The 21,743-nt window shown below is 64.5% G+C and carries 25 protein-coding genes; 9 read left to right on the top strand and 16 right to left on the bottom strand.

Annotated elements, in window-relative coordinates; genetic code table 11:
- The first annotated feature begins 4 nt into the window (after window positions 1-4).
- The 4 genes from DQG18_RS00735 to nagA all read left to right on the top strand — a co-directional run bounded on the left by DQG18_RS00735 (window position 5) and on the right by nagA (window position 4,161).
- Window positions 5-796, top strand: coding sequence for a sugar isomerase domain-containing protein (locus DQG18_RS00735; RefSeq protein ID WP_116652315.1), 792 nt, complete (start codon window positions 5-7; stop codon window positions 794-796).
- Between the two features lie 64 nt (window positions 797-860).
- Entirely contained in the window at window positions 861-1,970 is a 1,110-nt protein-coding gene (locus DQG18_RS00730) for an ABC transporter ATP-binding protein (protein WP_116652314.1), read from the top strand.
- Window positions 1,970-2,995 carry an SIS domain-containing protein gene (locus tag DQG18_RS00725; protein WP_116652313.1) on the top strand — a complete coding sequence of 342 codons (1,026 nt, stop codon included), beginning with the start codon at window positions 1,970-1,972 and terminating at the stop codon, window positions 2,993-2,995. The genes DQG18_RS00730 and DQG18_RS00725 overlap by 1 nt, the downstream gene beginning before the upstream one ends.
- Window positions 2,992-4,161 (top strand): N-acetylglucosamine-6-phosphate deacetylase, encoded by a 1,170-nt coding sequence (gene nagA, locus DQG18_RS00720; protein ID WP_116652312.1) that lies wholly within the window; start codon window positions 2,992-2,994, stop codon window positions 4,159-4,161. The genes DQG18_RS00725 and nagA overlap by 4 nt, the downstream gene beginning before the upstream one ends.
- On the opposite strand, the gene DQG18_RS00715 is transcribed toward nagA, so the two are convergent.
- From DQG18_RS00715 to DQG18_RS00665, 10 genes are all read right to left on the bottom strand, one after another.
- Window positions 4,134-4,700 carry an NADPH-dependent FMN reductase gene (locus DQG18_RS00715; RefSeq protein ID WP_116652311.1) on the bottom strand — a complete coding sequence of 189 codons (567 nt, stop codon included), beginning with the start codon at window positions 4,698-4,700 and terminating at the stop codon, window positions 4,134-4,136. The genes nagA and DQG18_RS00715 overlap by 28 nt on opposite strands.
- Before the next feature lie 111 nt (window positions 4,701-4,811).
- On the bottom strand, window positions 4,812-5,006 hold the full coding sequence (ccoS, locus tag DQG18_RS00710; protein WP_116652310.1) for a cbb3-type cytochrome oxidase assembly protein CcoS: 195 nt from the start codon (window positions 5,004-5,006) through the stop codon (window positions 4,812-4,814).
- Complete coding sequence (locus DQG18_RS00705; protein ID WP_116652309.1) at window positions 4,999-7,215, bottom strand: heavy metal translocating P-type ATPase; 2,217 nt, start codon at window positions 7,213-7,215, stop codon at window positions 4,999-5,001. The genes ccoS and DQG18_RS00705 overlap by 8 nt, the downstream gene beginning before the upstream one ends.
- Complete coding sequence (locus DQG18_RS00700) at window positions 7,212-8,006, bottom strand: DUF2189 domain-containing protein (protein ID WP_116652308.1); 795 nt, start codon at window positions 8,004-8,006, stop codon at window positions 7,212-7,214. The genes DQG18_RS00705 and DQG18_RS00700 overlap by 4 nt, the downstream gene beginning before the upstream one ends.
- Window positions 8,007-8,216: 210 nt before the next feature.
- Window positions 8,217-9,083 (bottom strand): cytochrome-c oxidase, cbb3-type subunit III, encoded by an 867-nt coding sequence (gene ccoP, locus DQG18_RS00690; RefSeq protein WP_116652306.1) that lies wholly within the window; start codon window positions 9,081-9,083, stop codon window positions 8,217-8,219.
- Entirely contained in the window at window positions 9,080-9,244 is a 165-nt protein-coding gene (locus tag DQG18_RS00685) for a cbb3-type cytochrome c oxidase subunit 3 (protein WP_425454198.1), read from the bottom strand. The genes ccoP and DQG18_RS00685 overlap by 4 nt, the downstream gene beginning before the upstream one ends.
- A complete protein-coding gene (gene ccoO, locus DQG18_RS00680) occupies window positions 9,244-9,975 on the bottom strand; it encodes a cytochrome-c oxidase, cbb3-type subunit II (RefSeq protein WP_116652304.1) in 732 nt (243 codons plus the stop codon). The genes DQG18_RS00685 and ccoO overlap by 1 nt, the downstream gene beginning before the upstream one ends.
- 4 nt (window positions 9,976-9,979) lie before the next feature.
- Window positions 9,980-11,632: a cytochrome-c oxidase, cbb3-type subunit I gene (ccoN, locus tag DQG18_RS00675; RefSeq protein ID WP_116652303.1), complete on the bottom strand. Its 1,653-nt coding sequence runs from the start codon at window positions 11,630-11,632 to the stop codon at window positions 9,980-9,982.
- A gap of 180 nt (window positions 11,633-11,812) precedes the next feature.
- Window positions 11,813-12,502, bottom strand: a complete 690-nt coding sequence (locus DQG18_RS00670; RefSeq protein ID WP_116652302.1) for an NnrU family protein — start codon at window positions 12,500-12,502, stop codon at window positions 11,813-11,815.
- 78 nt (window positions 12,503-12,580) lie between these two features.
- A complete protein-coding gene (locus DQG18_RS00665) occupies window positions 12,581-13,021 on the bottom strand; it encodes a pseudoazurin (RefSeq protein ID WP_116652765.1) in 441 nt (146 codons plus the stop codon).
- A 303-nt stretch (window positions 13,022-13,324) separates the two neighbouring features.
- Here DQG18_RS00665 and nirK point away from each other — a divergent pair, with 303 nt between their 5' ends.
- From nirK to DQG18_RS00650, 3 genes are all read left to right on the top strand, one after another.
- Window positions 13,325-14,476, top strand: a complete 1,152-nt coding sequence (gene nirK / locus DQG18_RS00660; protein ID WP_116652301.1) for a copper-containing nitrite reductase — start codon at window positions 13,325-13,327, stop codon at window positions 14,474-14,476.
- A 188-nt stretch (window positions 14,477-14,664) separates the two neighbouring features.
- Complete coding sequence (locus DQG18_RS00655; protein ID WP_198669620.1) at window positions 14,665-15,543, top strand: formylglycine-generating enzyme family protein; 879 nt, start codon at window positions 14,665-14,667, stop codon at window positions 15,541-15,543.
- Between the two features lie 81 nt (window positions 15,544-15,624).
- A complete protein-coding gene (locus tag DQG18_RS00650; protein WP_116652299.1) occupies window positions 15,625-16,323 on the top strand; it encodes a Crp/Fnr family transcriptional regulator in 699 nt (232 codons plus the stop codon).
- On the opposite strand, the gene DQG18_RS00645 is transcribed toward DQG18_RS00650, so the two are convergent.
- Window positions 16,247-16,495, bottom strand: coding sequence for a DUF1858 domain-containing protein (locus DQG18_RS00645; protein ID WP_281270377.1), 249 nt, complete (start codon window positions 16,493-16,495; stop codon window positions 16,247-16,249). The genes DQG18_RS00650 and DQG18_RS00645 overlap by 77 nt on opposite strands.
- Window positions 16,496-16,679: 184 nt before the next feature.
- Here DQG18_RS00645 and DQG18_RS00640 point away from each other — a divergent pair, with 184 nt between their 5' ends.
- Together DQG18_RS00640 and DQG18_RS00635 are read left to right on the top strand one after the other, a co-directional pair.
- Window positions 16,680-17,879, top strand: a complete 1,200-nt coding sequence (locus DQG18_RS00640) for an NnrS family protein (protein ID WP_116652297.1) — start codon at window positions 16,680-16,682, stop codon at window positions 17,877-17,879.
- Window positions 17,876-18,277 (top strand): YbaN family protein, encoded by a 402-nt coding sequence (locus DQG18_RS00635; RefSeq protein WP_116652296.1) that lies wholly within the window; start codon window positions 17,876-17,878, stop codon window positions 18,275-18,277. The genes DQG18_RS00640 and DQG18_RS00635 overlap by 4 nt, the downstream gene beginning before the upstream one ends.
- On the opposite strand, the gene DQG18_RS00630 is transcribed toward DQG18_RS00635, so the two are convergent.
- The 5 genes from DQG18_RS00630 to DQG18_RS00610 all read right to left on the bottom strand — a co-directional run bounded on the left by DQG18_RS00630 (window position 18,272) and on the right by DQG18_RS00610 (window position 21,633).
- Entirely contained in the window at window positions 18,272-19,261 is a 990-nt protein-coding gene (locus DQG18_RS00630) for a hypothetical protein (RefSeq protein WP_157969950.1), read from the bottom strand. The genes DQG18_RS00635 and DQG18_RS00630 overlap by 6 nt on opposite strands.
- Window positions 19,261-19,524 carry a spike base protein, RCAP_Rcc01079 family gene (locus tag DQG18_RS00625; protein ID WP_116652294.1) on the bottom strand — a complete coding sequence of 88 codons (264 nt, stop codon included), beginning with the start codon at window positions 19,522-19,524 and terminating at the stop codon, window positions 19,261-19,263. Before DQG18_RS00625 ends, DQG18_RS00630 begins: the two co-directional genes overlap by 1 nt.
- 82 nt (window positions 19,525-19,606) lie before the next feature.
- Window positions 19,607-20,410 carry an aldo/keto reductase gene (locus DQG18_RS00620; protein WP_245958326.1) on the bottom strand — a complete coding sequence of 268 codons (804 nt, stop codon included), beginning with the start codon at window positions 20,408-20,410 and terminating at the stop codon, window positions 19,607-19,609.
- A gap of 72 nt (window positions 20,411-20,482) precedes the next feature.
- Complete coding sequence (locus DQG18_RS00615; RefSeq protein WP_116652293.1) at window positions 20,483-20,761, bottom strand: hypothetical protein; 279 nt, start codon at window positions 20,759-20,761, stop codon at window positions 20,483-20,485.
- Between the two features lie 401 nt (window positions 20,762-21,162).
- Entirely contained in the window at window positions 21,163-21,633 is a 471-nt protein-coding gene (locus DQG18_RS00610; RefSeq protein WP_116652292.1) for a hypothetical protein, read from the bottom strand.
- Between the last annotated feature and the right edge of the window lie 110 nt (window positions 21,634-21,743).

Here is a 21,743-nt window from a genome sequence, read left to right as displayed (position 1 = left end):
CCAAATGTCCCTCTATATTTCCAGGCTGATCCAGCTTGCCGAGGAAGCCGCCCAGGTCAACGACGAGGCGCTCGGCAAGGCCGCGGCGATCATGGCCGAGACCGTCGAAAAGGGCGGTCTGATCCATCTTTACGGCTCCGGGCACTCGGTGCTGCCCGCCCAGGAGACCTTCCCCCGCTATGGCTCCTATATCGCCTTTCACCCGCTCACCGACCCGCGTCTGATGTGGCACAGCGTTCTGGCCGCCGGGGGCGTGCGCGAACTGCTCTGGCTCGAGCGCACCGAGGGCTATGCGGAAAAATTCCTCGATCACCAGCCGATCAACGAGGGCGATACGCTCGTGGTCTTCGGCCACAGCGGCACCAACGCCTCGGGCATCGATACCGCGCTTTATTGCAAGAAGCGCGGCGTCAAGGTGATCGCCGTCAACAGCGCGTTCAACCGCCAGAAGCCCTCCAAGCACTCGACCGGCAAGCGGCTTGCCGATACCGCCGACGTCGTGATCGACACCCGTTCGCCGGTCGAGGACGCCATCGTCGATGTCGAGGGGTGGAGCCGTCCGGTGGGCGGGTCCTCGACGGTTCTTGCCATGATGCTGATGCATGAGATGTCGGTCCGCACGGCGGAAATCCTCGGGCGCAAGGGGATCGAGCTACCCGTATTCGCCTCGCCCACCATCGAGGGCGTGACGCTCAACGATACCGACGAAATCTATGGCCAGTACCGCGAAAAGCTGATCAAGGCGCAGGAAAAGCATCTCGATTTCTTCAAATCGCGCATGAGCGGCAAGGCATAGAGCCGAACCTTTGCGAAGGCGCGCCCGCCGGGCGCGCTTTCTCCCATGCTTGAAGGACCAGCCAATGGCCAGCGTAAAGCTTGAACGGGTCTCCAAATCCTATGAGGCCCTCACCGTTCTCGAAAACATCGATCTTGAAATCGCCGATGGCGAATTCTGCGTGTTCGTCGGCCCCTCGGGTTGCGGGAAATCAACGCTGCTGCGCATGATCGCCGGGCTTGAGGACATCTCCTCGGGCACGCTCTGGATCGGCGAGCGCAAGGTGAACGCGCTCTCCCCCAAGGAGCGCGGCATCGCCATGGTCTTCCAGTCCTATGCGCTCTACCCCCATCGGACAGTACGCGGAAATATGGAGTTCGGGCTCAAGCTATCGCGGCTGCCGCGCGCGGAAATCGACCGGCGCGTGGCCAAGGCGGCAAAGATGCTGCAGATCGAGCACCTGCTCGATCGCCGGCCCTCCCAGCTTTCGGGCGGGCAGCGCCAGCGCGCCGCGATCGGTCGCGCCGTGGTGCGCGACCCCTCGGTGTTCCTCTTTGACGAACCGCTCTCGAACCTCGATGCCGCGCTCAGGGTCAGCACCCGGCGCGAGATCGCCGACCTGCACCGCACGCTGGGCGCCACGATGATCTACGTGACCCACGATCAGGTCGAGGCCATGACCCTTGCCGACCGCATCGTGGTGCTCAGCGACGGCGTCATCCAGCAAGTGGGCACCCCGCTTGATTTATACGCAACCCCGGCAAACCTGTTCGTTGCCCGGTTCATCGGCTCGGCCCAGATGAACGTCATGAACGCAACCGTTGCCGGCCTTTCCAATGACACGATCACACTCGATGTCGCGGGGTTGGGAGCGGTTTTGATCCCCGCCCTTGGTCGCGTGCCCCTCGAGGGCGACCGGGTCAGCTTTGGCATTCGCCCCGAACATCTGGCCGTCGACCCCGAAGGGCCTTATAGAGCACGCGCCGAAGCGGCGGAAAACCTTGGCGACCACGTGCTCGTGGAAGCCGGATTGCCCGATGGCGAACCTGTCCTGCTCAAATGTGGCGCGACGGCCCGGATCGCGCGTGGAGACCAGATGAACTTTCGATTGAACGGCGTGGATGCCCATCTCTTTGACGCTGACGGTCTGCGGATCAGCCCCGCCCCCGGCCATGAGCCCACGGAGCCGGTCTGATGCAGATGACAGCCATGCGCCGCGAAATCGGCGAAATCCCCGCAGTCGTCGCCCATTTGCTGGGCGAGGGCCGCGATCCGATCATCAGGGCCGCCTCGGCGCTGCGCAAGGCCGATCCCCGGCTGATCGCAACGATCGCCCGGGGCTCGTCCGATCATGCCGCGACTTATCTCAAATATGCCGCCGGGCTGATGCTGGGCCTGCCCGTCGCAACGCTCGCGCCTTCGCTCGCCTCGATCTGTGGCGTCGATCTCAAGCTGGCCGGCGCCGCCGCCATCGGCATTTCGCAATCGGGCAAGAGCCCGGACCTCGTCGCCATGCTCAAAAGCGCAAGGCAGTCCGGGGCGACAACGCTTGCCCTGACCAATATTCCCGCTTCGTCCCTGGCCGAAATCTCCGACCACGTCATCGATATCTGCGCGGGGCCTGAAAGATCGGTCGCTGCCACCAAGACCTTTGTCACCTCGCTGGTTGCGGTGCTGGCGCTCGTCGCGCACTGGTCGGAAAACCCCGATCTTCTCGCAGCGCTCGATACGCTCCCCCACGATCTCGAACAGGCGCTCGGCTGCGACTGGTCCGGCTTGCTCGCCCCCCTCGCGGGCGCCCGCTCGCTTTACGTATTGGGGCGCGGGCCAGGTCTTGCCATCGCATCGGAAGCCGCGCTCAAGTTCAAGGAGACGGCGGGCCTTCACGCGGAAGCCTATTCGACCGCCGAAGTCCTCCACGGCCCCTCGGCGCTCGCCGTGGGCGGTTTTCCCGTCCTTGCTTTCGGCGCCATGGATTCCTGTCGCGCCTCCATCCTCGATACCGCCAACCGGCTGGCCGCCCAGGGCGCGAACGTCTTTCTTGCCGACGCGGACGCCGATTTCGGCCAGCGCCTGCCTGTCGCACGCACCGGCCACCCCCTTACTTACCCAATCGCCCAGATCGTCACCTTCTACGGTTTTGTCGAGGCGCTTTCCCGGCTGTGCCACTTCGATCCCGATCACCCGCCGCATCTTAACAAGGTCACCGCGACGCTATGACCGTCACCGCAATCGCCGCGCCGAAGATTTTCGATGGCCTGGACTGGCACGAGGACAGCCTCCTGCTGGTCGGGAACGGCAAGGTCATCGATATTGCCCGGCAAGCCGATGGCCCGGCCTTTGACCGTCTCGTCCGATGGAACGAGGGCATGATCGCGCCGGGGCTGGTCGATATCCAGACCAATGGCGGGGGCGGCATCCTGTTCAACGACGAGCCCAGCGTTGCCGGGCTCGAGCGCATCTGCGCGGCCCAGTTCGCCTTCGGAACCACCGCGCTCTTGCCCACCCTCATCACCGATACGCCCGACATCACTGCAAAAGCGGTACAGGCGGGCATCGATGCCGCGGCGCGCGGGGTAGCCGGATTTGCCGGGCTGCATCTGGAGGGCCCGCACCTTTCGGTCGCCCGCAAGGGCGCGCACAAGGCCGAATTCATCCGCCCCATGACCGACGCCGATCTCGAACGCCTCATCGCCGCCAAGGGCAATCTGCCTACGCTCCTTGTGACCGTCGCGCCCGAAACGGTAACATCCGGGCAGATCGCGGCCCTCACCGGGGCGGGCGTTCTCGTTTCGCTGGGCCATTCCGACGCCGACGCGGCGACGGCCCTTTCGACCTTCGATGCCGGGGCCAGCATGGTCACCCATCTTTTCAACGCCATGAGCCAGTTCGGCAACCGCGAGCCGGGGCTGGTCGGCGCGGCGCTTGCGGCTGGCGTCTGGGCGGGGCTGATCGCCGATGGCATCCACGTCCACCCCACGACCATCGCCGTGGCGCTGCGGGCGCATGAAGGCCCCGGCAAGATACTGCTCGTCTCCGACGCCATGGCGCAGATCGGCACCGACCTCACCAGTTTCAAGCTCAACGGCGCAACGGTCATCCGCAAGGATGGCGCCCTGCGGCTTGCCGACGGCACGCTGGCGGGGGCCGATCTCACCATGATCGACGCCGTGCGCTACATGCACAGGGCATTGAACATGCCCCTGGCGGAAGCGCTGCGGATGGCGTCGCTCTATCCCGCGCAGGCAATCGGGCGCGAGCGGGCTCTGGGCCATCTCAAGCCCGGTGCCGACGCATCGCTCGTTCACCTCAGCCCGGCGCTCGATGTGCTCGCGGTCTGGATTGCCGGGGCGGAAGTCTATTCGCCCCGGGGCAGGGCTGTATAAACGCGGGCAACGAACTGGTGGAACTCGGCCATGTAGTTGCGCAGGAAATCGCGCGTGCTCTCAACGCTTACCTCGCCCTCGTCATTGATGAGGTCGGGCGTAAAATGGATATAGGCCTCGGGGGCGTTCATCTGCGGGGAGTTGCAGAAACTCAGGACGCTGCGCAGGTTCTGCTGGGCGACGGCGGTCCCGATGGCGCCGATTGACGCCCCGATCACGGCGGACGGCTTGCGGGAGAACGAGTTCTGCCCCCAGGGCCGGCTCGCCCAGTCGATCGCGTTCTTGAGCCCGCCGGGGATCGCGCGGTTGTATTCCGGCGTCACGAACAGGATGGCGTCGTTGTCCGCGATCGCCTGCTTGAGATCGCGCGCGACGGGCGGGTAATCCTCGTCGTGATCGGCGCTGTAGAGCGGCAGGTCGCGGATGGGGATTTCATTCATTTCAAAACCGGGGTGGGCCAGACGGACCAGAGCGGCGGCAAGTTTTCGATTTATGGACGTGCTGGACAGGCTGCCGACGAAATAGCCGACTTTAAACATGGTGGTCACTGAAACCTCCCTTGGCGATGTGAGCAAAGATGACTAACGCCAAGTCAGGGCAATTCGATCCCGACAATCCTTTTGGGGAGGGGGCGTTGCAGCCCGTTGCGGTCAGCTTTCCGGTTTGTCGTCCTCGTCGTCCAGCCCCTTGCTGGGAACTACCGGGGCGTCATCGTCGAAAAGGATGCGCTCGGCGGCGCCGTCCAGGTCTTCATACTGGCTGGCCCTGAGCGACCACAGGAACACCCCAAGCCCGACCGCGCCCAGCGCGATGGAAACCGGAATGAGATAGAAAAAATCACCCATTGGCGTTCCGCCTCCGGGACATGGTCAGGCGGAGCGCGTTGGCGACCACCACCACCGAGGACCCCGACATGGCGATTGCCGCAACAAAAGGCGTCACAAAGCCCAGTACCGCGATCGGCAGCGCGATGACGTTGTAGACGAGCGAAAGCCCCAGATTCTGCTTCACCAGCCGCGCCGACCGGTCGGCCACGTCGAGCGTTGCCGGGATCGCGGCAAGGCTTTCATGCAGGAACACGAAATCGGCGCTGTTGCGGCCGATGTCGGCGGCGGTGGCGGGGGCCATCGAGACATGGGCCGCGGCCAGCGCCGGGCCGTCATTGAGCCCGTCGCCCACCATCATCGGCTTGCGCCCCTCGGCGATCAACTGTTCGATCCGTGCCAGCTTGCCGCCCGGCAGCATCCCGGCGGTGAACGTTGCGATGCCCAGCCGGCGCGCCAGCGGTTCCACCGCCTCGGCCCGGTCGCCGGAGAGAATTTCGATATCAAAGCCGCGTGCCCTGAGCGCCGCGATAGCGCTTTCGGCCTCGGGCCGGAGCACTTCGGCAAAGCGGAAAGCGGCGAGCAATTCGCCATTGCGCGAGAGGACTGTACCGCTTGCCGCGCCCTGGTCATCGAGCGCCCAGGCCGCGCGTCCCAGCCGGTAAAGGTCCGTGCCCTGCCGCGCCTCGACGCCCAGGCCGGGGTGTTCGGAAACGGCCGATATGTCCAGGCGCGGTTCGGGCAACCCGCGCGCCGCCCGCGCTATGGCACGCGAATGGGGATGGCCCGAGAACCCGCCCAGCGCCCCGGCAAGGGCCAGCGTTTCCGGGGCGATACCATCGGAATCGGCCAGTTCGGGGCTGCCCAGCGTCAGGGTTCCGGTCTTGTCGAACAGGATGGTATCGACGGTTGCGAGCCGCTCGAGCGCGCTGCCGTCCTTGAGCATGACCCCGTTCTCGAACAGGCGCCGCGCGGCGACCACATGGACCATGGGCACGGCAAGGCCCAGCGCGCAGGGGCAGGTGATGATCAGGACGGCGATGGCGATGGTGATCGACTGGTGCACCCCGCCCCCGGCCAGCATCCAGCCCAGAAACGAGAGGATTGCAGCGAAATGGACGACCGGCGCGTAATAGCGCGCAACCGTGTCGGCGATGCGGCGATAGGTGCTGCGGCCCGATTCCGCCGCCTCCATCATGCGGATCATCTCGGCGAGAAAAGAGGACTTTTCAGGCGCGGTGGCGCGGATTGTCAGGGGACCGGTGAGATTGAGGGTTCCGGCCTGAAGCGCCGTCCCCGAAGCGGCGCTCAGGGGCGCGCTCTCGCCATTGACCAGTGAAACGTCGATCTCGGACGCGCCCTCGATGACCGTGGCATCGACCGGAACGCGTTCGCCCGCCGCAAGAAGAATGGTCATGCCCGGCGTGATCTCGGCGATGGGGAGATAATCGCGCTCCCCGTTCCCGGACACCACCAGCGCCCCCCGCGCGGTCAGCCGGGCGAGCCCGCGTACCGCCTTGCGCGCCTTTTCGCGCATCATGTGGTCGAGGACGCGGCCGGCGAGAAGGAAGAACAACAGCGAGGTCACCGCGTCGAAATAGGCGTGCGGCGCGCGGGTCAGCGTATCATAGACGCTGAGCAGAAAGGCGAGCGCCACTCCTATGGTGATCGGCACGTCCATATTGGTGCGGCCGTGGCGCAGCGCGGTCCACGCGGACGTGTAAAAGGGACGCCCCGCATAAACCAGCGTCGGCAGCGCGATGATCCCGCAGATGAGGTGCAGGATGTCGCGGGTGCTGCCCTCGGCGCCGGACCACGCGCCCACCGAAAGCATCATGATGTTCATCGAGCCGAACGCGGCAACGGCCAGCGCCTTGATGAGCTGCCAGTATTCGCGGTCGCTTTCCTGGGTCGTATGGTCGAAAAGATGGGCCTGGTAACCCAGTTCCCCCAGCGTTCCGAACGCCCGGCGCACGGTGGCCGTGTCGTGGGTGCGCAAGGTGACGCGCCTGGTCGAGAGATTGACCCGCGCCTGCTCTACCCCGCCCAGCCGCCCGAGCGCGGTTTCGATCTTCTGGATGCAGCCGCCGCAATGGATGCCGGGCACGGACAACTCGGTCTGGATGAGATCGCCCTCGATGGTCCGGGCGGCCAGCCGAATCTCCTCATCGGCCGGACCGAGCGCCGCCACCGCGATATCGGTGAACTCGGACGGCGCGCAGCAGGTCATTTTTCCTCGTCGCGGATCGCCACATAGGCGTGCCAACTGGCGTGCCCCAGCAGCGGGAAGATGATGATGAACCCGGCAAAGGCGGTCACGAGCCCCACAAGAGTCAGGGCAAGAACAATTGCCCCCCAGACCAGCATCACACCCAGATTGTGCCAGGTGAGCGTCATGGACAGTCCCATGGCGGTAAAGGCGTCGAGCTTGCGGTCGAGCAGCATGGGGATCGAAAAGGCGCTGATTGCGAAACCGAGCGCCGCGAACAGCCCGCCCACCGCCGTTCCGACGCCGACGAGCGCCCAGCCCTGCGGATCGGACAGAAGCGTTTCGATGATGTGGTCGAGGCCGGGGAAGGGTTTGAGACCCCAGAACAGCGCATAGAGCAGGACCGCGGCCCGGATCCAGATCATGGCGAGCATCACAAGGATTGCGCCCACGAACAGGATGTGATGGCCGGTGCCGCGCCCGGGCCGGATCATGGTGGCAAGGGTGGGGGGCTCTCCGGCGGCGATCCGGCGGCTCTTTTCGTAAAGACCCGTGGCGAGCGCCGGGCCGACCACGAGGAACCCGGCCAGCGCCGGAAACAGGATATGGCCCAGATCGAAAACGACGATCCCCACGACCAGAAGCGCCGAGAGTACGGACACGCCCAACCCGTAGAGCAGGCTGATGCCCGGTGCGATCCAGAGGTCCCGCCATCCAGCGGCGAGCCAGTCGAGGGCCGCCGAAAGCGGCAGGTTGCGCCTGCGGTCTATGGCCCGGGGCAGCGCGGGAACGATAGGCGGAAGAACGGTCATGACAATCTCCTCAGCAGGAGGACCGGGCAGCGCTGTAGCCGTCGCCGGCATGGCCTGCCCTTAAATGGGGAATGCATTCGGGTTGCGAGTCGAACGAGACGTAGACGAGGTGCGCGTTGGCCAGGACCAGGACCGCGCACCCGAGAAGGATCGCCAGCCACAGCACCCAGCGCGACCTTGCGCGAGATGGCATGTCGAGCGGCCCGGTACTCATTGCACCGGTGTCCTCATGTCGTGGACATAAAGCGCCAGCAGGCGGGTTTCGGTCTCCGAAAGCCGGTCTTCCCAATGGGGCATGTGTCCGGCCCGTCCGTTGAAGATCGAACTGAAGACCGCATCGCGATCGCCGCCAAAGGTCCAGTACGGATCGGTAAGGTCGGGCGCGCCGAAATCGGTCACCCCGCGTGCATCCTCCCCATGGCAGGAGGCGCAGTTGAAGGCGAAGGTTTCCGCAACGGCGGGGTCCGTCTGCGCCTGGGGGTCGGAAAGCCCCAGCACGTGGCCGGTGAGCGCCACGATATCGGCGCGCGGCAGCATGCCGTCGCGTCCGAAGGCGAGCATCTGGGCGAACCGGGTTTCGGGATGGCTCGAATTGATGCCGACGCGGATGGTCTCGTGGATGGTCTCGACGTCGTCTCCCCACGCCAGACGGCCTTCGGCAATGTCGGGAAAGCCGGGCCCGCCCGTGCCCTCCGTGCCATGGCAGGCCGCGCAATTGTCGATGAAAAGCGTGCTGCCGGTTTCGCGAACGATGTCCATCAGCGCGGAGTCGGCAAGGCTCTCTTCAAGCGGCTGGCCATTGATCAGGTCCGTCCACTGGCTGCGCGCCATGCGCGCCTGCTCCACCTCGCGGTTGACGGTGTCGCGCTGGTCGACGCCCAGAAGGCCGCGCGTATACCCCGTGATGCCGGGCCATGCGGGCAGCAATATGGTCGAGATCACGAGATAGATCGCGCCGAGGACCAGCGCGGCGAACACCACTTTGGGCACGGGGGAGTTGAGCTCCTTGATCCCGTTCCATTCGTGTCCGGTGGTGATCTGTCCGCTGACAGGATCGCGTTCTGGCTGGTGGCTCATGGCCGGTCCTCCCCATCATCGAGCGGAGCCTGCTTGGCCCTGTCGAACTTTTTCTTGTTGCCCGGCCAGAATACATAGATCAGGACGGCGATCGCCATGGCGATGAGATAGAAAAGGCCGAACGACTTGGCCAGCCCCACCAGCGTCTCGTGATCGGGCATCACTCGGCCTCCGCCACTTGCGCGCCATAGGCAAGGTCGGTCAGCCGCCCCAGGATCTGGAGATAGGCGACCAGCGCATCCATCTCGGTGACGCGGGCACCATCGCCGTCGAACAGCGCTATATTGGTTGCCGCGCCATAGCGTTCGAGCACGCCCGAGGCCGCATCCGAATTGGGGTTGGCCTGCCCGAAGGCGTCGAGGGGCGCGTTGGCGATCTGTTCGTCCGTATAGGGCACGCCGACGGCGCGCATGGCCGAAAGATGGCCATCGAGATTATCGGTGCGCAACGGGGTGGTCATCAGCCAGCCATAGCGCGGCATGTTGGACTGGGGGACCACGTCACGCGGGTTGATGAGGTGGGCGACATGCCAGTCGTTGGAATATTTGCCCCCGACACGGGCGAGATCCGGTCCGGTGCGCTTGGAACCCCAAAGATGGGGGTGATCGTATTGCGATTCCACGGCCAGCGAATAGGGACCGTAGCGCTCGACCTCGTCGCGCAGCGTCCGGATCATCTGGCTGTGGCAGGCATAGCACCCTTCGCGCATGTAGATGTCGCGCCCGGCAAGCTCGAGCGGGGTATAGATCCGCATGTCGGGCGCCTCTTCCACTGTCTCGTCGATGGTAAAAAGCGGCGCGATCTCCACCAGCCCGCCGATTGAGGCCACGACGACGATGGCCAGGACGAAGCCGATGGTGCTCCTCTCGAGCTTGTAATGAAATCCGAACATCGGGCTACTCCGCGGGCTGGGCAAGCGCCTGCTTGCTCTGGGGGATATCGCCTTCGCTTTCGGTTTCCGCCTCGGCCGATGGCATGCGGATGGTCATCACCACGTTGTAAAGGGCGATGAGCGCACCGATCGCGAACATCGAGCCGCCGATGGCGCGGGCGATATAGTAGGGGTACATGGCGACCAGCGATTCAAGGAACGAATAGGTGAGGGTGCCGGTCTCAGAATAGGTCCGCCACATCAGCCCCTGGACGACGCCCGAGTTCCACATCGCAAAGACGTAGATCAGCGTGCCGGCCAGCGCGAGCCAGAAGTGCACCTCGACCAGCTTTTCCGAATAGATCCTGGACTTGCGCCAGATCCAGGGCACCAGCGCATAGAGCGAGCCGAAGGTGATCATCGCGACCCAGCCGAGCGCGCCGGCATGGACGTGGCCGACGGTCCAGTCGGTATAGTGCGAGAGCGAGTTGACCGGCCGGATGGCCATGAACGAGCCCTCGAAGGTCGTGATGCCGTAAAACAGCGCCGCCAGCGCCATGAAGCGCAGCACCGCGTCGTCACGCACCTTCTTCCACGCCCCGTTGAGCGTCATCAGCGCGTTGCCCGCCGAGGCCCAGGAGGGGATCAGCAGCACGACCGAGAACACCATGCCCAGAGTCTGCACCCAATGGGGGAGCGCGGTATAGTGCAGGTGGTGCGAACCCGCCCACATGTAAAAGAAGGTGATGCCCCAAAAGCTGATGATCGAGAGCCTGTAGGAAAAGATCGGGCGGTTGGCCCGCTTGGGCAGATAATAATACATCATCCCCAGGAACCCGGCGGTGAGGAAGAACGCCACCGCGTTATGCCCGTACCACCACTGGGTCATAGCATCCTGCACGCCCGAGAAGATCGAATAGCTCTTGGCTCCGGCCAGCGAGACGGGCACCGTGATGTTGTTGACGATGTGGAGCATGGCGACAACGAGGATGAAGGCCATGTAATACCAGTTCGCCACATAGATATGCGGCTCCTTGCGGCGCTGGAGCGTGCGCACATAGATGAGGAAATAGACCACCCAGACGATGACCAGCAGGATATCGGCGTACCATTCGGGCTCGGCGTATTCCTTGGACTGGGTGATGCCCATCAGAAGGCCGGTGGCGCCGAGCAGGCAGAACAGATTATAGCCAATGAGCACGAACCAGGGGCTGAGCTGGTCGGGCAGACGGGCGCGCGAGGTGCGCTGGAGCACGTGGAACGAGGTTGCGATCAGCGCGTTGCCCCCGAACCCGAAGATCACCCCGCTCGTGTGCACCGGCCGGATACGGCCAAAGCTGAGCCAGGGCACTTCGGGATTGATGTCGGGAAAGGCGAGCAGGAACGCGACCCATGCGCCCACCGTCATGCCGACAATCCCCCAGACCAGCGCCAGGATGATGCCCACCTTGGTGGGGTCGTCGTAATATTCGCTGAACCGTTCGGGGGAAGGCGCGGGCGCATCCCAGCCCCGTACCATCAGCGCAATGCCCACGAGCCCGAAGGCCAGCATCAGCCAGCCATGGCCGCCGATGAGGTCGTAGCGCCCGCCCACCGCAAGGGCCAGCCCGACCATCGCCAGGATTGAAAGGTAGATCAGAGCGAGAACCCGCTCGTTTCGGGTGAGTTGTGCCATCATCGGACCGGCGTGCCCCCAGAAGGTTGGTTCAGACCCATGACCGGCTGTAGCCCGGAGCAGGAATCACTGACAGTATATCTCATTTGGCGTCACAAGGTGCAGCCCCTATCATGGCCCATGCGGCACTTGTTTGATCTGTGTCAAAGAAGCGCAAGGCTGGCCTTCGTACCGTCTTTGCCCTCAATAGAGCGTGGCGGCCAGCGGGTCGGCCCCGAAGAGCACGCCATGCCCGCCCGCCAGAAGCCACCAGGTCAGCACGCCAGCCGCGCCGAACGCCAGGACCATCGGCACGTCGATGCGCAGGCGGTTGTATCCGGCAAGGGTGGCGGCAAAGGGGATGATCGAGGTTTCACGCGCAAAGGCGGGCCATTGCGGCCCGAGCCTCTTTCGTGCCCGGCGGTCTCCCAGCCAGAACCCAGAAGCGGCCAGCAGCGCCAGAATGGAGAACAATAGCAGCGAGCGCACGTCTCCATTGGGTGGAATATGGCTCAGGGCCCAAAGCAGCGCGCCCCAGAATACCGGATGGCGCGTCACAAGGACGATAGCGCCCTTGTCTCCCCCTTCCCCGGGAAACAGTCCCAGCGAAAGCGGATTGGCGGAAATGAGCCCGGCAACGATGAGGAACAGCGCGACAGGCGAGACGATGACCGTTACCCAGGCCTGCCAGCCCGCCGGCTCCCACAAGAGGACGACCGGCGCGTGAAGCGCGGCCCCGATCACCCAGACAAGGGTCACGATCGAGACAAGGGAATAGAGCGCGATGTAATTGGACTTGCCCAGCCGCGCGATCAGCCTGCCCCTCAAGCTCGGAAGGGCGGGAATGAAGTGGGTAAGAATGAAGACTGCAACGGCGAGGGCGAAATGGGACATGAGGGAAAACTTGGCAACCCAAGACAAATGAAAAGCGTCCGGCGCTGAGGCCGGACGCAAGTCTTGCACGCGAGGTGCCTAGAGGCCAAGCTCCGTATAGGCCGCCTCGAACCGCTTGCCCGCGACCGGCGGCTGGCGCACGGCCTTGACCTCTTCGATGTTGTGGGCGTCATCGCCCACCCGGATCAGTGCCACCATGCCCATGGCAAGGTGCGGCGTGCATTTGATCCCGTAGACCCCCGGCACGTCGAACGTGATCGCCGTCGTTTCGCTCAATTTGGTGCGGAAGGGCTCGGCGCCCTCCGGGACCATCCCGGCGATCGTTTCCGCATTGTGTCCCGGATCGACCGATACGAAGGTCACCGTATCGCCGGGTTCGATCTGCAGGGCGGCAGGCTCGAACACCATGTTTCCGGCCTCTCCGCGATTGAGCATCCTGACTTCGTGGTCGGCCGCAAAGGCAGGAAAGGCCGCAAGGGCGAGCGTGGCGGCAAAAAGGGCTGCAAAGGGCTTGTTCATGGCTTTTTTCTCCTTGGTCTGGACGCGTCCGGCGCATCCATTGGCCGGCTTATGCACCGCTACATTGCGCGCCACCTTGTTCTGGATCAAATAATCCCGGTGCATCTTGCCAAAATCAACTGGTGCGACAATCTGGCGCGCATCAGGTTTATTTATATTCTAAAGCTAACAAAGTGCGTCAATTTGTCATCGAGGTCGTTTATCGCCAAACATTTGAGCTAGATCAAAGTAAATCGCGGCGGTCTTCTTAAAAAGAACGGGCAAAACGGATGAAGCATCCGTCAAGCCAGGAGAAAAAAGAAGATGACCATAAACGACACAATCGCCCGCAGGAGCTTTCTTGCCGGAACCGCCGCTCTGGCGGCCGGGGTTCCGTTCGTTCTCAACAGGCGCTCGCTGGCTCAGGACGCTTCGCCCGTGACCGTTGCGGGTCTCGGGGGCGTGACCACCGATATCGACGCACTCGAGCGGGTCGAGATCGATCTGCTGCCTCCGCCCTTCGTCCATGCCCACGAACAGGTCGCGCCGGGTGCCCCCCGCGTTGTCGCCTTCCGCATGGTGATCGAGGAAAAGCCGATGGTGGTCGACGATCTGGGCACCACGCTCTGGGCAATGACCTTCCATGGCTCGATGCCCGGCCCGCTGATGGTCGTGCACGAGGGCGACTATGTGGAGCTGACCCTCGTCAACCCGGCAACCAGTGAGATGCCGCACAATATCGACTTCCACGCCGCGACAGGAGCGCTGGGCGGCGGCGCGCTGACCAACGTCTATCCGGGCGAGGAAGTGGTGTTGCGCTGGAAGGCCACGCGGCCGGGCGTCTTTACCTATCACTGCGCGCCCGAGGGCATGATCGCCTGGCACGTGGTATCGGGAATGACCGGCGCGATCATGGTCCTGCCCCGCGATGGTCTCAAGGACCACGAAGGCAAGCCCGTCGCCTATGACAAGCTGTTCTATGTCGGGGAGAACGACCTTTACATTCCCCGCGACGAGAACGGCAACTTCAAGACCTACGAGTCGCTTGGCGAAAGTTATGCCGACACCCTCGACGTGATGAAGGGCCTGGTCCCGAGCCATGTGGTGTTCAACGGACGGGTGGGCGCGCTTACCGGCGCCAACGCCCTGACCGCCAATGTCGGGGAAACGGTGCTGTTCGTCCACAACAGCTGTAACAGGGATACCCGTCCGCACCTGATCGGCGGGCACGCGGACCTGTTCTGGCCCGGTGGCGGGTTCGTCAATCCGCCCCAGCGCGACTTCGAGACCTGGTTCATCGCCGGCGGATCGGCGGCGGCGGCGCTCTACACCTTCCTCCAGCCGGGTGTGTACGCCTATGTGAACCACAACCTGATCGAAGCCGAGCAACTGGGCGCAACCGCCCACATACTGGTGGAAGGCGAGTGGAACGATGACCTGATGAAGCAGGTCGTTGCCCCGCGCCCCATCCAGTAACGCAAGGGAGGAGACTTGCGTGGCGGATGGCCCTCCCCGGACACCCGGCGGAGGGCCATTTCGCTTCAGAGCGTTTCCAGAATAGGTGGGCACCACTTATTCGGTTCGGAAGCGCGTTAAATCAAAGACTTAGAGCTTCTGTTTTGATGCCAGCAAAACCAAGGCTCTAAGGTAAAGGAACCCCGGACGTGACCCATACACAGACGATCAAAATTGCCGGCGCGGTGATGCCACCGCTTTTCGCCCTCACGGCGGTTCTCGCGGCCGCGGCGGTCTTTCTTGGCCCCACCGTCCCTGTCTGGCGTCCGGGTGGATCGCCGGCGACCGAGGTGGTGCGCGTTCCCGGCGGGCCGCTGCTTTATCGTGAGGCGGGCGCCTTTACGCTCGAGGGCCACGAGATCGACGCTCCGTTGACCCAGACCCATGTCGCCGGAACGCTCGAGGTCATGAAGTATCAGGTCTCGGCGGCCCAGTACGGGCTTTGCGTCGAAGAGGGGGCGTGCGCTCCGGCCGACAACTCCGCCGGCGCGAGCGCCGGCCTGCCTGTCACCGGGGTGAGCTATCTCGACGTCCAGAATTATGTCACCTGGTATGCGGGCGTCACCGGGCAGGACTGGCGGCTGCCCACCGATCTGGAATGGGCCCATTTTGCCCGCCTCGGTCCCGAGCCCGACGACCGGAGCGCTCCATCAGGCACCATGGCCGAACGCTGGCTCAACACCTACCGCCAGTCGGCGGCAAGCGGCCGGACGCCGGATCTGGCCGCAAGGCCCAGGGGCCATTTCGGCGAGAACGCGCTGGGGATCGCCGATATTGGCGGCAATGTCTGGGAGTGGACCGACACCTGTTTTGCCCGGGTCAACCTCAACGCTGCCGGAAACGTCATGTCGCGGCTCGAAACCTGCGGGGTGCGCGTCCTCGAAGGCCAGCACCGGGCCTATATGTCGGCCTTCGTGCGCGATGCCATTTCTGGAGGCTGCGCGGTCGGCACCCCGCCCGACCTTCTGGGCTTCCGGCTCGTGCGCGACGTGCCGTGGTACGATGGCCTGTTGCGACTATTTGACTGACCGGCGTCAAATCGTTGCCCGGCCCGGCTTTGCGCGCTAGTCTCGCCGCCAAATCAGGACGGGCACACATATCAGGGCGCAATGGCAGGCATCGATCGCGAGACAATCCGGGCCTTTCCGCTCTTTGCGACGGTCGATGACGCGACCTTCGAGGAGATGTGCTCCAAGGCCGTAACGCGGCACTATCCGGCGGGACGGCCGGTTTTCGAGCAGGGCGGAGACGCCCGCGAATTTTTCGTTCTGATCTCCGGGCGGCTGAAAGTCAGCCAGGTCACCGAAGACGGCCAGCAGGTGATGATCCGCATCGTCAATCCCGGCGACCTGTTCGGCATCGCCAAGGCTCTGCAGCGCACCGACTATCCGGGCACCGCGACCGCCGCCGTCGACAGCGCCGCGCTTGCCTGGCCCATGTCCTACTGGAGCCAGTTCATCGAGAACAGCGCCTCGCTCGCGGTCAACGCCATGCAGACGGTGGGACAGCGCCTCCAGGAATCCCATTCGCGCATCCGTGAAATGGCGACCGAGGAGGTCGAGCGGCGGGTCGCCCACGCGGTGTTGCGGCTCGTCCAGCAATCGGGGCGCAAGGAAGCGGACGGCATCCGTATCGATTTCCCCATTTCAAAGCAGGACATCGCCGAGATGACCGGCACGACCCTGCACACGGTCTCGCGCATCCTCACCGCCTGGGAGGGCAAGGGGCTGGTCAGGGGCGGGCGCCAGAAACTGCTCGTGCGCGACCCGCACGGATTGATGCTGCTGGCGGACGGGCAGTCGCACTGACCGGCCCCATCAGCGGAAAAAGCACCGCTTCGAGGTCCTCCCGGTCAAGCCCGTGCAGGTGTGCCGCGTCGGCAATGGTGTGGAACCCGGCAACCGGGCATCCCGCGCAATAAAGGCCCAGCCGGATGATGGCGGGTACGGTACGCGGCCATCGCCGCATGATTTCGAGCATGGTCAAATTGTCGTCCCCGGTCATCGGCACGGTCCTTTCACGCACTCGCCGGCAAGGGTCCGACCCTATGCACCCACCGCGCGCCAATCTTTGTGCAGGATCAAAGACCGGTGACGAGGGGGTTGCGACAAGGTAACATCGGTATTTGTCTTTCAAGGGTCTTGTCCCCGTGTTCTTCACTCCCATGGCCAGCGGCGCGATCCCGCGCGGCATAGCGACATCGGGCCCGGCGCTCCTTTCCTATGGTTTTCGGCCCTTTTTCCTGTTCGTCGGGTTCTGGGCCGTGGCGGCGATGGCCCTGTGGGTGGCGGCGCTGACACTGGGCTGGCCGGTGGGCGGGGCCTATGGGCCGGTCAACTGGCACGCCCACGAGATGGTCCTTGGCTATACGAGCGCGGCGCTGGCCGGGTTCATGCTGACCGCGATCCCCAACTGGACGGGGCGGCTGCCGGTTTCCGGCCTGCCGCTGCTCGGGCTGGTTCTCGTCTGGCTGGCGGGGCGGGCCGCCATGCTGTTCCCCGGCGCTCTGGGACTGGGCGTCTCGCTGGGGATCGAAGCGATGTTCCTGCCCCTCCTGTTCCTCGTTGCGCTGCGCGAGATCGTTGCGGGGCGCAACTGGAAGAACCTCAAGATCGTGCTGCCGCTCGCCGTGCTGTCGGGGGCCAATATCTGGTTCCACGTCGCGGTCGCCACCGGCGGGGACAACGCCATGGCCGGGCGGCTCGCCGTCGGCTGCTGGATCGTGCTCATCGCGCTCGTCGGCGGGCGGATCGTTCCCAGCTTCACCCGCAACTGGCTGGCCCGGCAGGGCTCGAAAACGCTGCCCATCCCGTTCGGCCGGTTCGACCAGATCGCCATCGCTTCCATGATCGTGGCGCTGCTCGCCTGGGTCGTGGCCCCGTTCGCGGCAGTTTCCGTCATTGCCTGCCTTGCCGCCGCGCTCCTTCAGGGCGTGCGGCTCTGGCGCTGGCGGGGCTGGCTTGCCGCGCGCGAGCCGATCGTTTTCATCCTTCACATCGCCTATGGCTTTATAGTCCTGGGCCTGTTCGCCATCGCGGCGGCGGGCACGGGCGCAATGTCTCAGGCCTCGGCGATCCACGTCTTTACGGTGGGCGCCATCGGCGGCATGACGCTGGCGGTCATGTCGCGGGCCGCGCTCGGCCACACGGGCCGTGCGATCGGGGCCAGCACCGCAACGGTCGCCGCCTATGTCTTTCTTTCGGCTGCGGCAATTATCCGCCCTGCCTCGGACCTTTTTCCGCAGTATTACTATACGGTCTTCGCGCTCAGCGGCCTGTTGTGGCTGCTGGCGTTCGCGGCCTTCCTTGTCGTTTACGCGCCCATCCTCCTGGCGCCGCGCGTCGCAAAACCGGACCGGGCATGAGCAGAGCCTTTTATTTCATTGCCGGACTGATCGCGCTGGCGTTTGGCGCGCTGGGCGCATTGCTGCCGTTGCTGCCCACCACCCCGTTCGTGCTGCTCGCCGCCTTCTGCTTTGCCAAAAGCTCGCCAAGGGTGCACCGCTGGCTCCTTGCCCACGGCTATTTCGGGCCCCTGGTCCGGAACTGGCAGGCCTCGGGCGCCATCGCGCGCCACCACAAGATCGCGGCGGCCCTGACGATGGCGCTGGCATTCGCCATCTCGCTCATGGCTGGGGTGGGGCTTTTCGTCCTCGGCATCCAGGCCATCGTTTTGCTTGTGGCCGGAACGTTCGTCGTGACTCGCCCCGATCCTGAAACGATCAGCGATCCGGCAAGGCTGGATTGGGGCCGGGACCTATAGGGCCGGCATCGCCGTCACCATGCGGTAGGCCTTGGAACTGCTGGCCGAAAGGATATGATCGCCGCCGATGTCCGGCAGAACGGCCTTCGATCCGTCCTCATAGACAAATTCGAGATCGAACCGCCCCTCCGGCAAATGGAGGGTCGCGATATCCGCGCTGCGGGTGGCGGTGGCCGTTGCGCCGGTCGCAAGGGGCGAGGAGAGCGTCTGGCCTTTCGTGGCCGTCGGCATCCTGAGCCCGATGCGGCGCGCAAGGCGCTGGCCGGCAAGGATGTTGTTCCAGGTGTAGAACATCTCGGCGAACGCCACCGCCGGGTCGGTCATCTGCTTGGTGATGTACTGGCGCTCATCGAGGGTGCCCAGATCGAAATTGTCGATGATGCCGCCCGAATTGTTGAGGAACGCCCCGCCCGCGTCACGCTCCTGGATCTGGAGGATGTTCTGGGCGGCGGTGCAGGTATCGCTGGGGTGGATTTCGAGCACTTGCGCATAAAGCCCCATCGTCCAGAAGTCGTCCTTTACGCCCGGCAGCGAGCACAATTTGAGCCCGCGTCCGATGGACGTTGACCCCGATACATTGTCGATGACCAGATCGAGGACGATGAGGGGCAGCCCGTCATGGGTGCCGGTCTCGACCACCGAAAGGGTGGTGTCCGCGCCGAGTGACAGCGACCAGCCCGTGGGGAGGGCACCATCCACCGCAGCGCCCTCAAGGGCGGAATTGACCGGGTGATAGGTTTCGGCGGGCTCGATCAGCAGGCCCTTGTTGGTGCGCCCCGCCTCGTCCGGTCCGAACTCCCGCCACCGGCCCGCGATGTCGCGGGCGTATCTGGCCGAGGGGCGGGCAAGGGAGAAGGCCGCGTCCGCCGCGATCTCCACCCCGCCGCGCATATAGCGGTTGGAGACGAAATCGGCGGCAAAACCCGCTCCCTCGTCCCACCAGCGCCGCACACCGGTTGCAGCCCAAAGCCCGATCCGGCCCATCAGAGCAGGCCCACGAGGCTGGCCGCGGTGGTTCCCGTTGCCTTCACGGCGCGGGCCCGAACCGGCAGCAGCGTGCCCGAGGGGATATTGGCAAAGACCAGTTCCGCCCCTGACACCAGCGTAACGCCGAGATCGCCGGCCACCCCCACATAAAGGGCGCGGGTTGGCTGGCTGAGTTCGGCGCTGTCGCTGGGGGTGATGGCAAAGCCGTGCATGGCCGGGCTTTCGAGGCTGGCCGAATGGTTCTTGAATCGGTCGGGCATGAGGCAGGGGCTCCAATTGCGGGTGCTGGTTCACCTGCAATGATGCCCCGCTTTCAGGACGCGTGGATAAGTGCCCGCCTTCCTAGATGTACTGCAACCGATCCCCGAGCGCGGAATAGTGCTTATTGAGCGCATTGATCGTCTCGACATCCCGCTCCGAAAGCTCGAAATCGAACACCTCGATGTTCTCGCGCTGATGCTCGGGCTTGCTGGCCTTGGGCAGCGGCACGGTGGCGCGTTCGAGATTCCAGCGCAGGACGATCTGGGCGGGGGATTTACCATAGGCCCGCGCGATCGAGCCCAGCCGTGCATCGTCGAGCATCGTGTGGCGGGTCAGCGGGCTATAGGCCTGGATGATGATCCCTTTATCGGCGCAATAGGTCCGCATGTCCTCGGAATGGCCGAACGGACTCCATTCGATCTGGTTGACCACCGGCACCTCCCCGCTCGCCGCGATGAGCTTGTCGATCTGGCCGGTCGAATAGTTCGAGACCCCGATATCGGCGGTAATACCCTCCTGGCGGGCCCGCATCAGCCCTTCCCAGAGCCTTTCGCCCACGCCCTCTTCGGGCGGGCGGTGGATGAGGATGAGATCGGCACTGTCGATCCCCAGTTCACCCACATTGCGTTTCGCCGATTGATAGGCGTCCTCGTCTTCCTCAACCTTGGTGACGATATAGACCTCGCCGCGCAGGATGCCGGAGCGCTCGAGCCCCTGGGCGATGCCCGGCTGGGTGCCGTAATCGCCCGAGGTGTCGATCATGGGGTAGCCGAGCGAGAGGGCGCTCTCTATGGCCTTTTCCGGCTCATCGAGCTTCCAGGTGCCGATCCCGATGATGGGCATGACGCGGCCGGTGTGAAGGGTGTTCATCGAATGGGTGTTCATCGTTTTTCTGTCTCCGCCGTCCCGCTTGGTCAGGACAAACGGGGGGAGCGGATCGAAGGTTCCTGCCCCCGGCTATCCCGACGCCAGCATGACAAGGACGGCAAAGCCTATGAAAACGGCAAGCGCGATCCCGACATAAAGGGCCAGCCCCGCCCAGCGCGTACGCGGCTGCCCGGAGGGGGCGGCGGGCTCCATCGCCAGCTCTTGCGGGCCGGGCGCGTTGCCCGAAGCCTCGGCATCGGTGCCCAGGGGCGCAGCGGCAGGATCGGGAAAATTGACCTTGTCGCCCTGCCCCTCGCGATCGATGGCGACACGCAGCTTGTCGGTGGTCGCAGGGGTCTTTTCGCTCATGCCTTGCCCTTTTCAAGTCCGGTCATTAGAGCGTCCCCAGAATAAGTGGCGACCACTTATTCGGTTCGGAAACGCGATAAATCAAAGTCTTGGAGACACTGTTTTGATTCTATCAAAACAGGAACGGCCCTAGATCGTTTCAGGTTTTGATTGAACCGGCACAGCGCGGCGCGTTTTGAAGGATCGCGCTGGATTGCCGGTAATGAATACCGGAATGACACTGGTGATTTTGGCAAGCTGCTGCCTAAAACTCCACCGTCACCCCGGGATTTATTCCCGGGGGCCGGACCGAACCCGCCGCAGTTGCGGGACCCCGACGATCCCATCAAATACTGACCTGCTCTAAGGAAAGCCGGCAGGGCGAGGCTCTGCCCCTTCCGGATCGGACGCAAGGCCATGGATTAATACCGTGCGGGCGGATCGGAGGCGGGAAAGGATTCATCGACCGTTTCGTCCACCTCGTCCCAATCCTTCCTGTCGTCGCGCGTGGCGTTGGGGCCGGCGGGGCGAATCTGGATGTTGCTCTCATCGGGACCCGCCGCTTCGCCATCCCGGAATGCGGCGGCCTGCCCGCCCTCGCTCCCGGGCTTGGGGGCCGAAGGCGCAGGATCGGCGCCTACCGGGCGCGTATCGGCTATCTCGTGCGCCGCGTCCCAGCTCGGCGCGCTGCCCTGCCGCGAATTGTCGTCGAGCCCAGGCAGGTCGGCCTGCACCTCCATCGCCTCGGGCGGCTCGACGGGTTCCCCTCCCGTTTCGGCCACGTCCTTGCGGGCCGTATCGGCGCTCTGACGCAGCGCGTCGGCCTCGTCGGCCTCGACTTCCTGTCGTGAACGGGTGTCGGGGGGCGCGGGCTTGCGATCATCTCCGGTCATCGCGGGTCTCCTGTTGGCAAAATGGCAACCAACAAAAGAACGCCTGCCGGCCCGGCCTGTTCCGGATGCGGGCAATCATCGGGACCCCGTCCCGATAAAAAAGCCCGGCG

Origin of the sequence: Pelagibacterium sediminicola (assembly GCF_003390885.1) — a bacterium.
GTDB lineage: Bacteria > Pseudomonadota > Alphaproteobacteria > Rhizobiales > Devosiaceae > Pelagibacterium > Pelagibacterium sediminicola.
The sequence above is the reverse complement of the archived record's forward strand: the minus strand, read 5'-3'. Positions and strand labels throughout refer to the sequence as shown.

What these genes read in the sequence shown, in the direction of transcription:
- DQG18_RS00735 (WP_116652315.1), top strand. Translation starts at nt 5, where the DNA reads ATGTCCCTCTATATTTCCAGGCTGATCCAGCTTGCCGAGGAAGCCGCC.
- DQG18_RS00730 (WP_116652314.1), top strand. Translation starts at nt 861, where the DNA reads ATGGCCAGCGTAAAGCTTGAACGGGTCTCCAAATCCTATGAGGCCCTC.
- DQG18_RS00725 (WP_116652313.1), top strand. Translation starts at nt 1,970, where the DNA reads ATGCAGATGACAGCCATGCGCCGCGAAATCGGCGAAATCCCCGCAGTC.
- nagA (WP_116652312.1), top strand. Translation starts at nt 2,992, where the DNA reads ATGACCGTCACCGCAATCGCCGCGCCGAAGATTTTCGATGGCCTGGAC.
- DQG18_RS00715 (WP_116652311.1), bottom strand. Translation starts at nt 4,700, where the DNA reads ATGTTTAAAGTCGGCTATTTCGTCGGCAGCCTGTCCAGCACGTCCATA.
- ccoS (WP_116652310.1), bottom strand. Translation starts at nt 5,006, where the DNA reads ATGGGTGATTTTTTCTATCTCATTCCGGTTTCCATCGCGCTGGGCGCG.
- DQG18_RS00705 (WP_116652309.1), bottom strand. Translation starts at nt 7,215, where the DNA reads ATGACCTGCTGCGCGCCGTCCGAGTTCACCGATATCGCGGTGGCGGCG.
- DQG18_RS00700 (WP_116652308.1), bottom strand. Translation starts at nt 8,006, where the DNA reads ATGACCGTTCTTCCGCCTATCGTTCCCGCGCTGCCCCGGGCCATAGAC.
- ccoP (WP_116652306.1), bottom strand. Translation starts at nt 9,083, where the DNA reads ATGAGCCACCAGCCAGAACGCGATCCTGTCAGCGGACAGATCACCACC.
- DQG18_RS00685 (WP_425454198.1), bottom strand. Translation starts at nt 9,244, where the DNA reads ATGCCCGATCACGAGACGCTGGTGGGGCTGGCCAAGTCGTTCGGCCTT.
- ccoO (WP_116652304.1), bottom strand. Translation starts at nt 9,975, where the DNA reads ATGTTCGGATTTCATTACAAGCTCGAGAGGAGCACCATCGGCTTCGTC.
- ccoN (WP_116652303.1), bottom strand. Translation starts at nt 11,632, where the DNA reads ATGATGGCACAACTCACCCGAAACGAGCGGGTTCTCGCTCTGATCTAC.
- DQG18_RS00670 (WP_116652302.1), bottom strand. Translation starts at nt 12,502, where the DNA reads ATGTCCCATTTCGCCCTCGCCGTTGCAGTCTTCATTCTTACCCACTTC.
- DQG18_RS00665 (WP_116652765.1), bottom strand. Translation starts at nt 13,021, where the DNA reads ATGAACAAGCCCTTTGCAGCCCTTTTTGCCGCCACGCTCGCCCTTGCG.
- nirK (WP_116652301.1), top strand. Translation starts at nt 13,325, where the DNA reads ATGACCATAAACGACACAATCGCCCGCAGGAGCTTTCTTGCCGGAACC.
- DQG18_RS00650 (WP_116652299.1), top strand. Translation starts at nt 15,625, where the DNA reads ATGGCAGGCATCGATCGCGAGACAATCCGGGCCTTTCCGCTCTTTGCG.
- DQG18_RS00645 (WP_281270377.1), bottom strand. Translation starts at nt 16,495, where the DNA reads ATGCTCGAAATCATGCGGCGATGGCCGCGTACCGTACCCGCCATCATC.
- DQG18_RS00640 (WP_116652297.1), top strand. Translation starts at nt 16,680, where the DNA reads ATGGCCAGCGGCGCGATCCCGCGCGGCATAGCGACATCGGGCCCGGCG.
- DQG18_RS00635 (WP_116652296.1), top strand. Translation starts at nt 17,876, where the DNA reads ATGAGCAGAGCCTTTTATTTCATTGCCGGACTGATCGCGCTGGCGTTT.
- DQG18_RS00630 (WP_157969950.1), bottom strand. Translation starts at nt 19,261, where the DNA reads ATGGGCCGGATCGGGCTTTGGGCTGCAACCGGTGTGCGGCGCTGGTGG.
- DQG18_RS00625 (WP_116652294.1), bottom strand. Translation starts at nt 19,524, where the DNA reads ATGCCCGACCGATTCAAGAACCATTCGGCCAGCCTCGAAAGCCCGGCC.
- DQG18_RS00620 (WP_245958326.1), bottom strand. Translation starts at nt 20,410, where the DNA reads ATGAACACCCATTCGATGAACACCCTTCACACCGGCCGCGTCATGCCC.
- DQG18_RS00615 (WP_116652293.1), bottom strand. Translation starts at nt 20,761, where the DNA reads ATGAGCGAAAAGACCCCTGCGACCACCGACAAGCTGCGTGTCGCCATC.
- DQG18_RS00610 (WP_116652292.1), bottom strand. Translation starts at nt 21,633, where the DNA reads ATGACCGGAGATGATCGCAAGCCCGCGCCCCCCGACACCCGTTCACGA.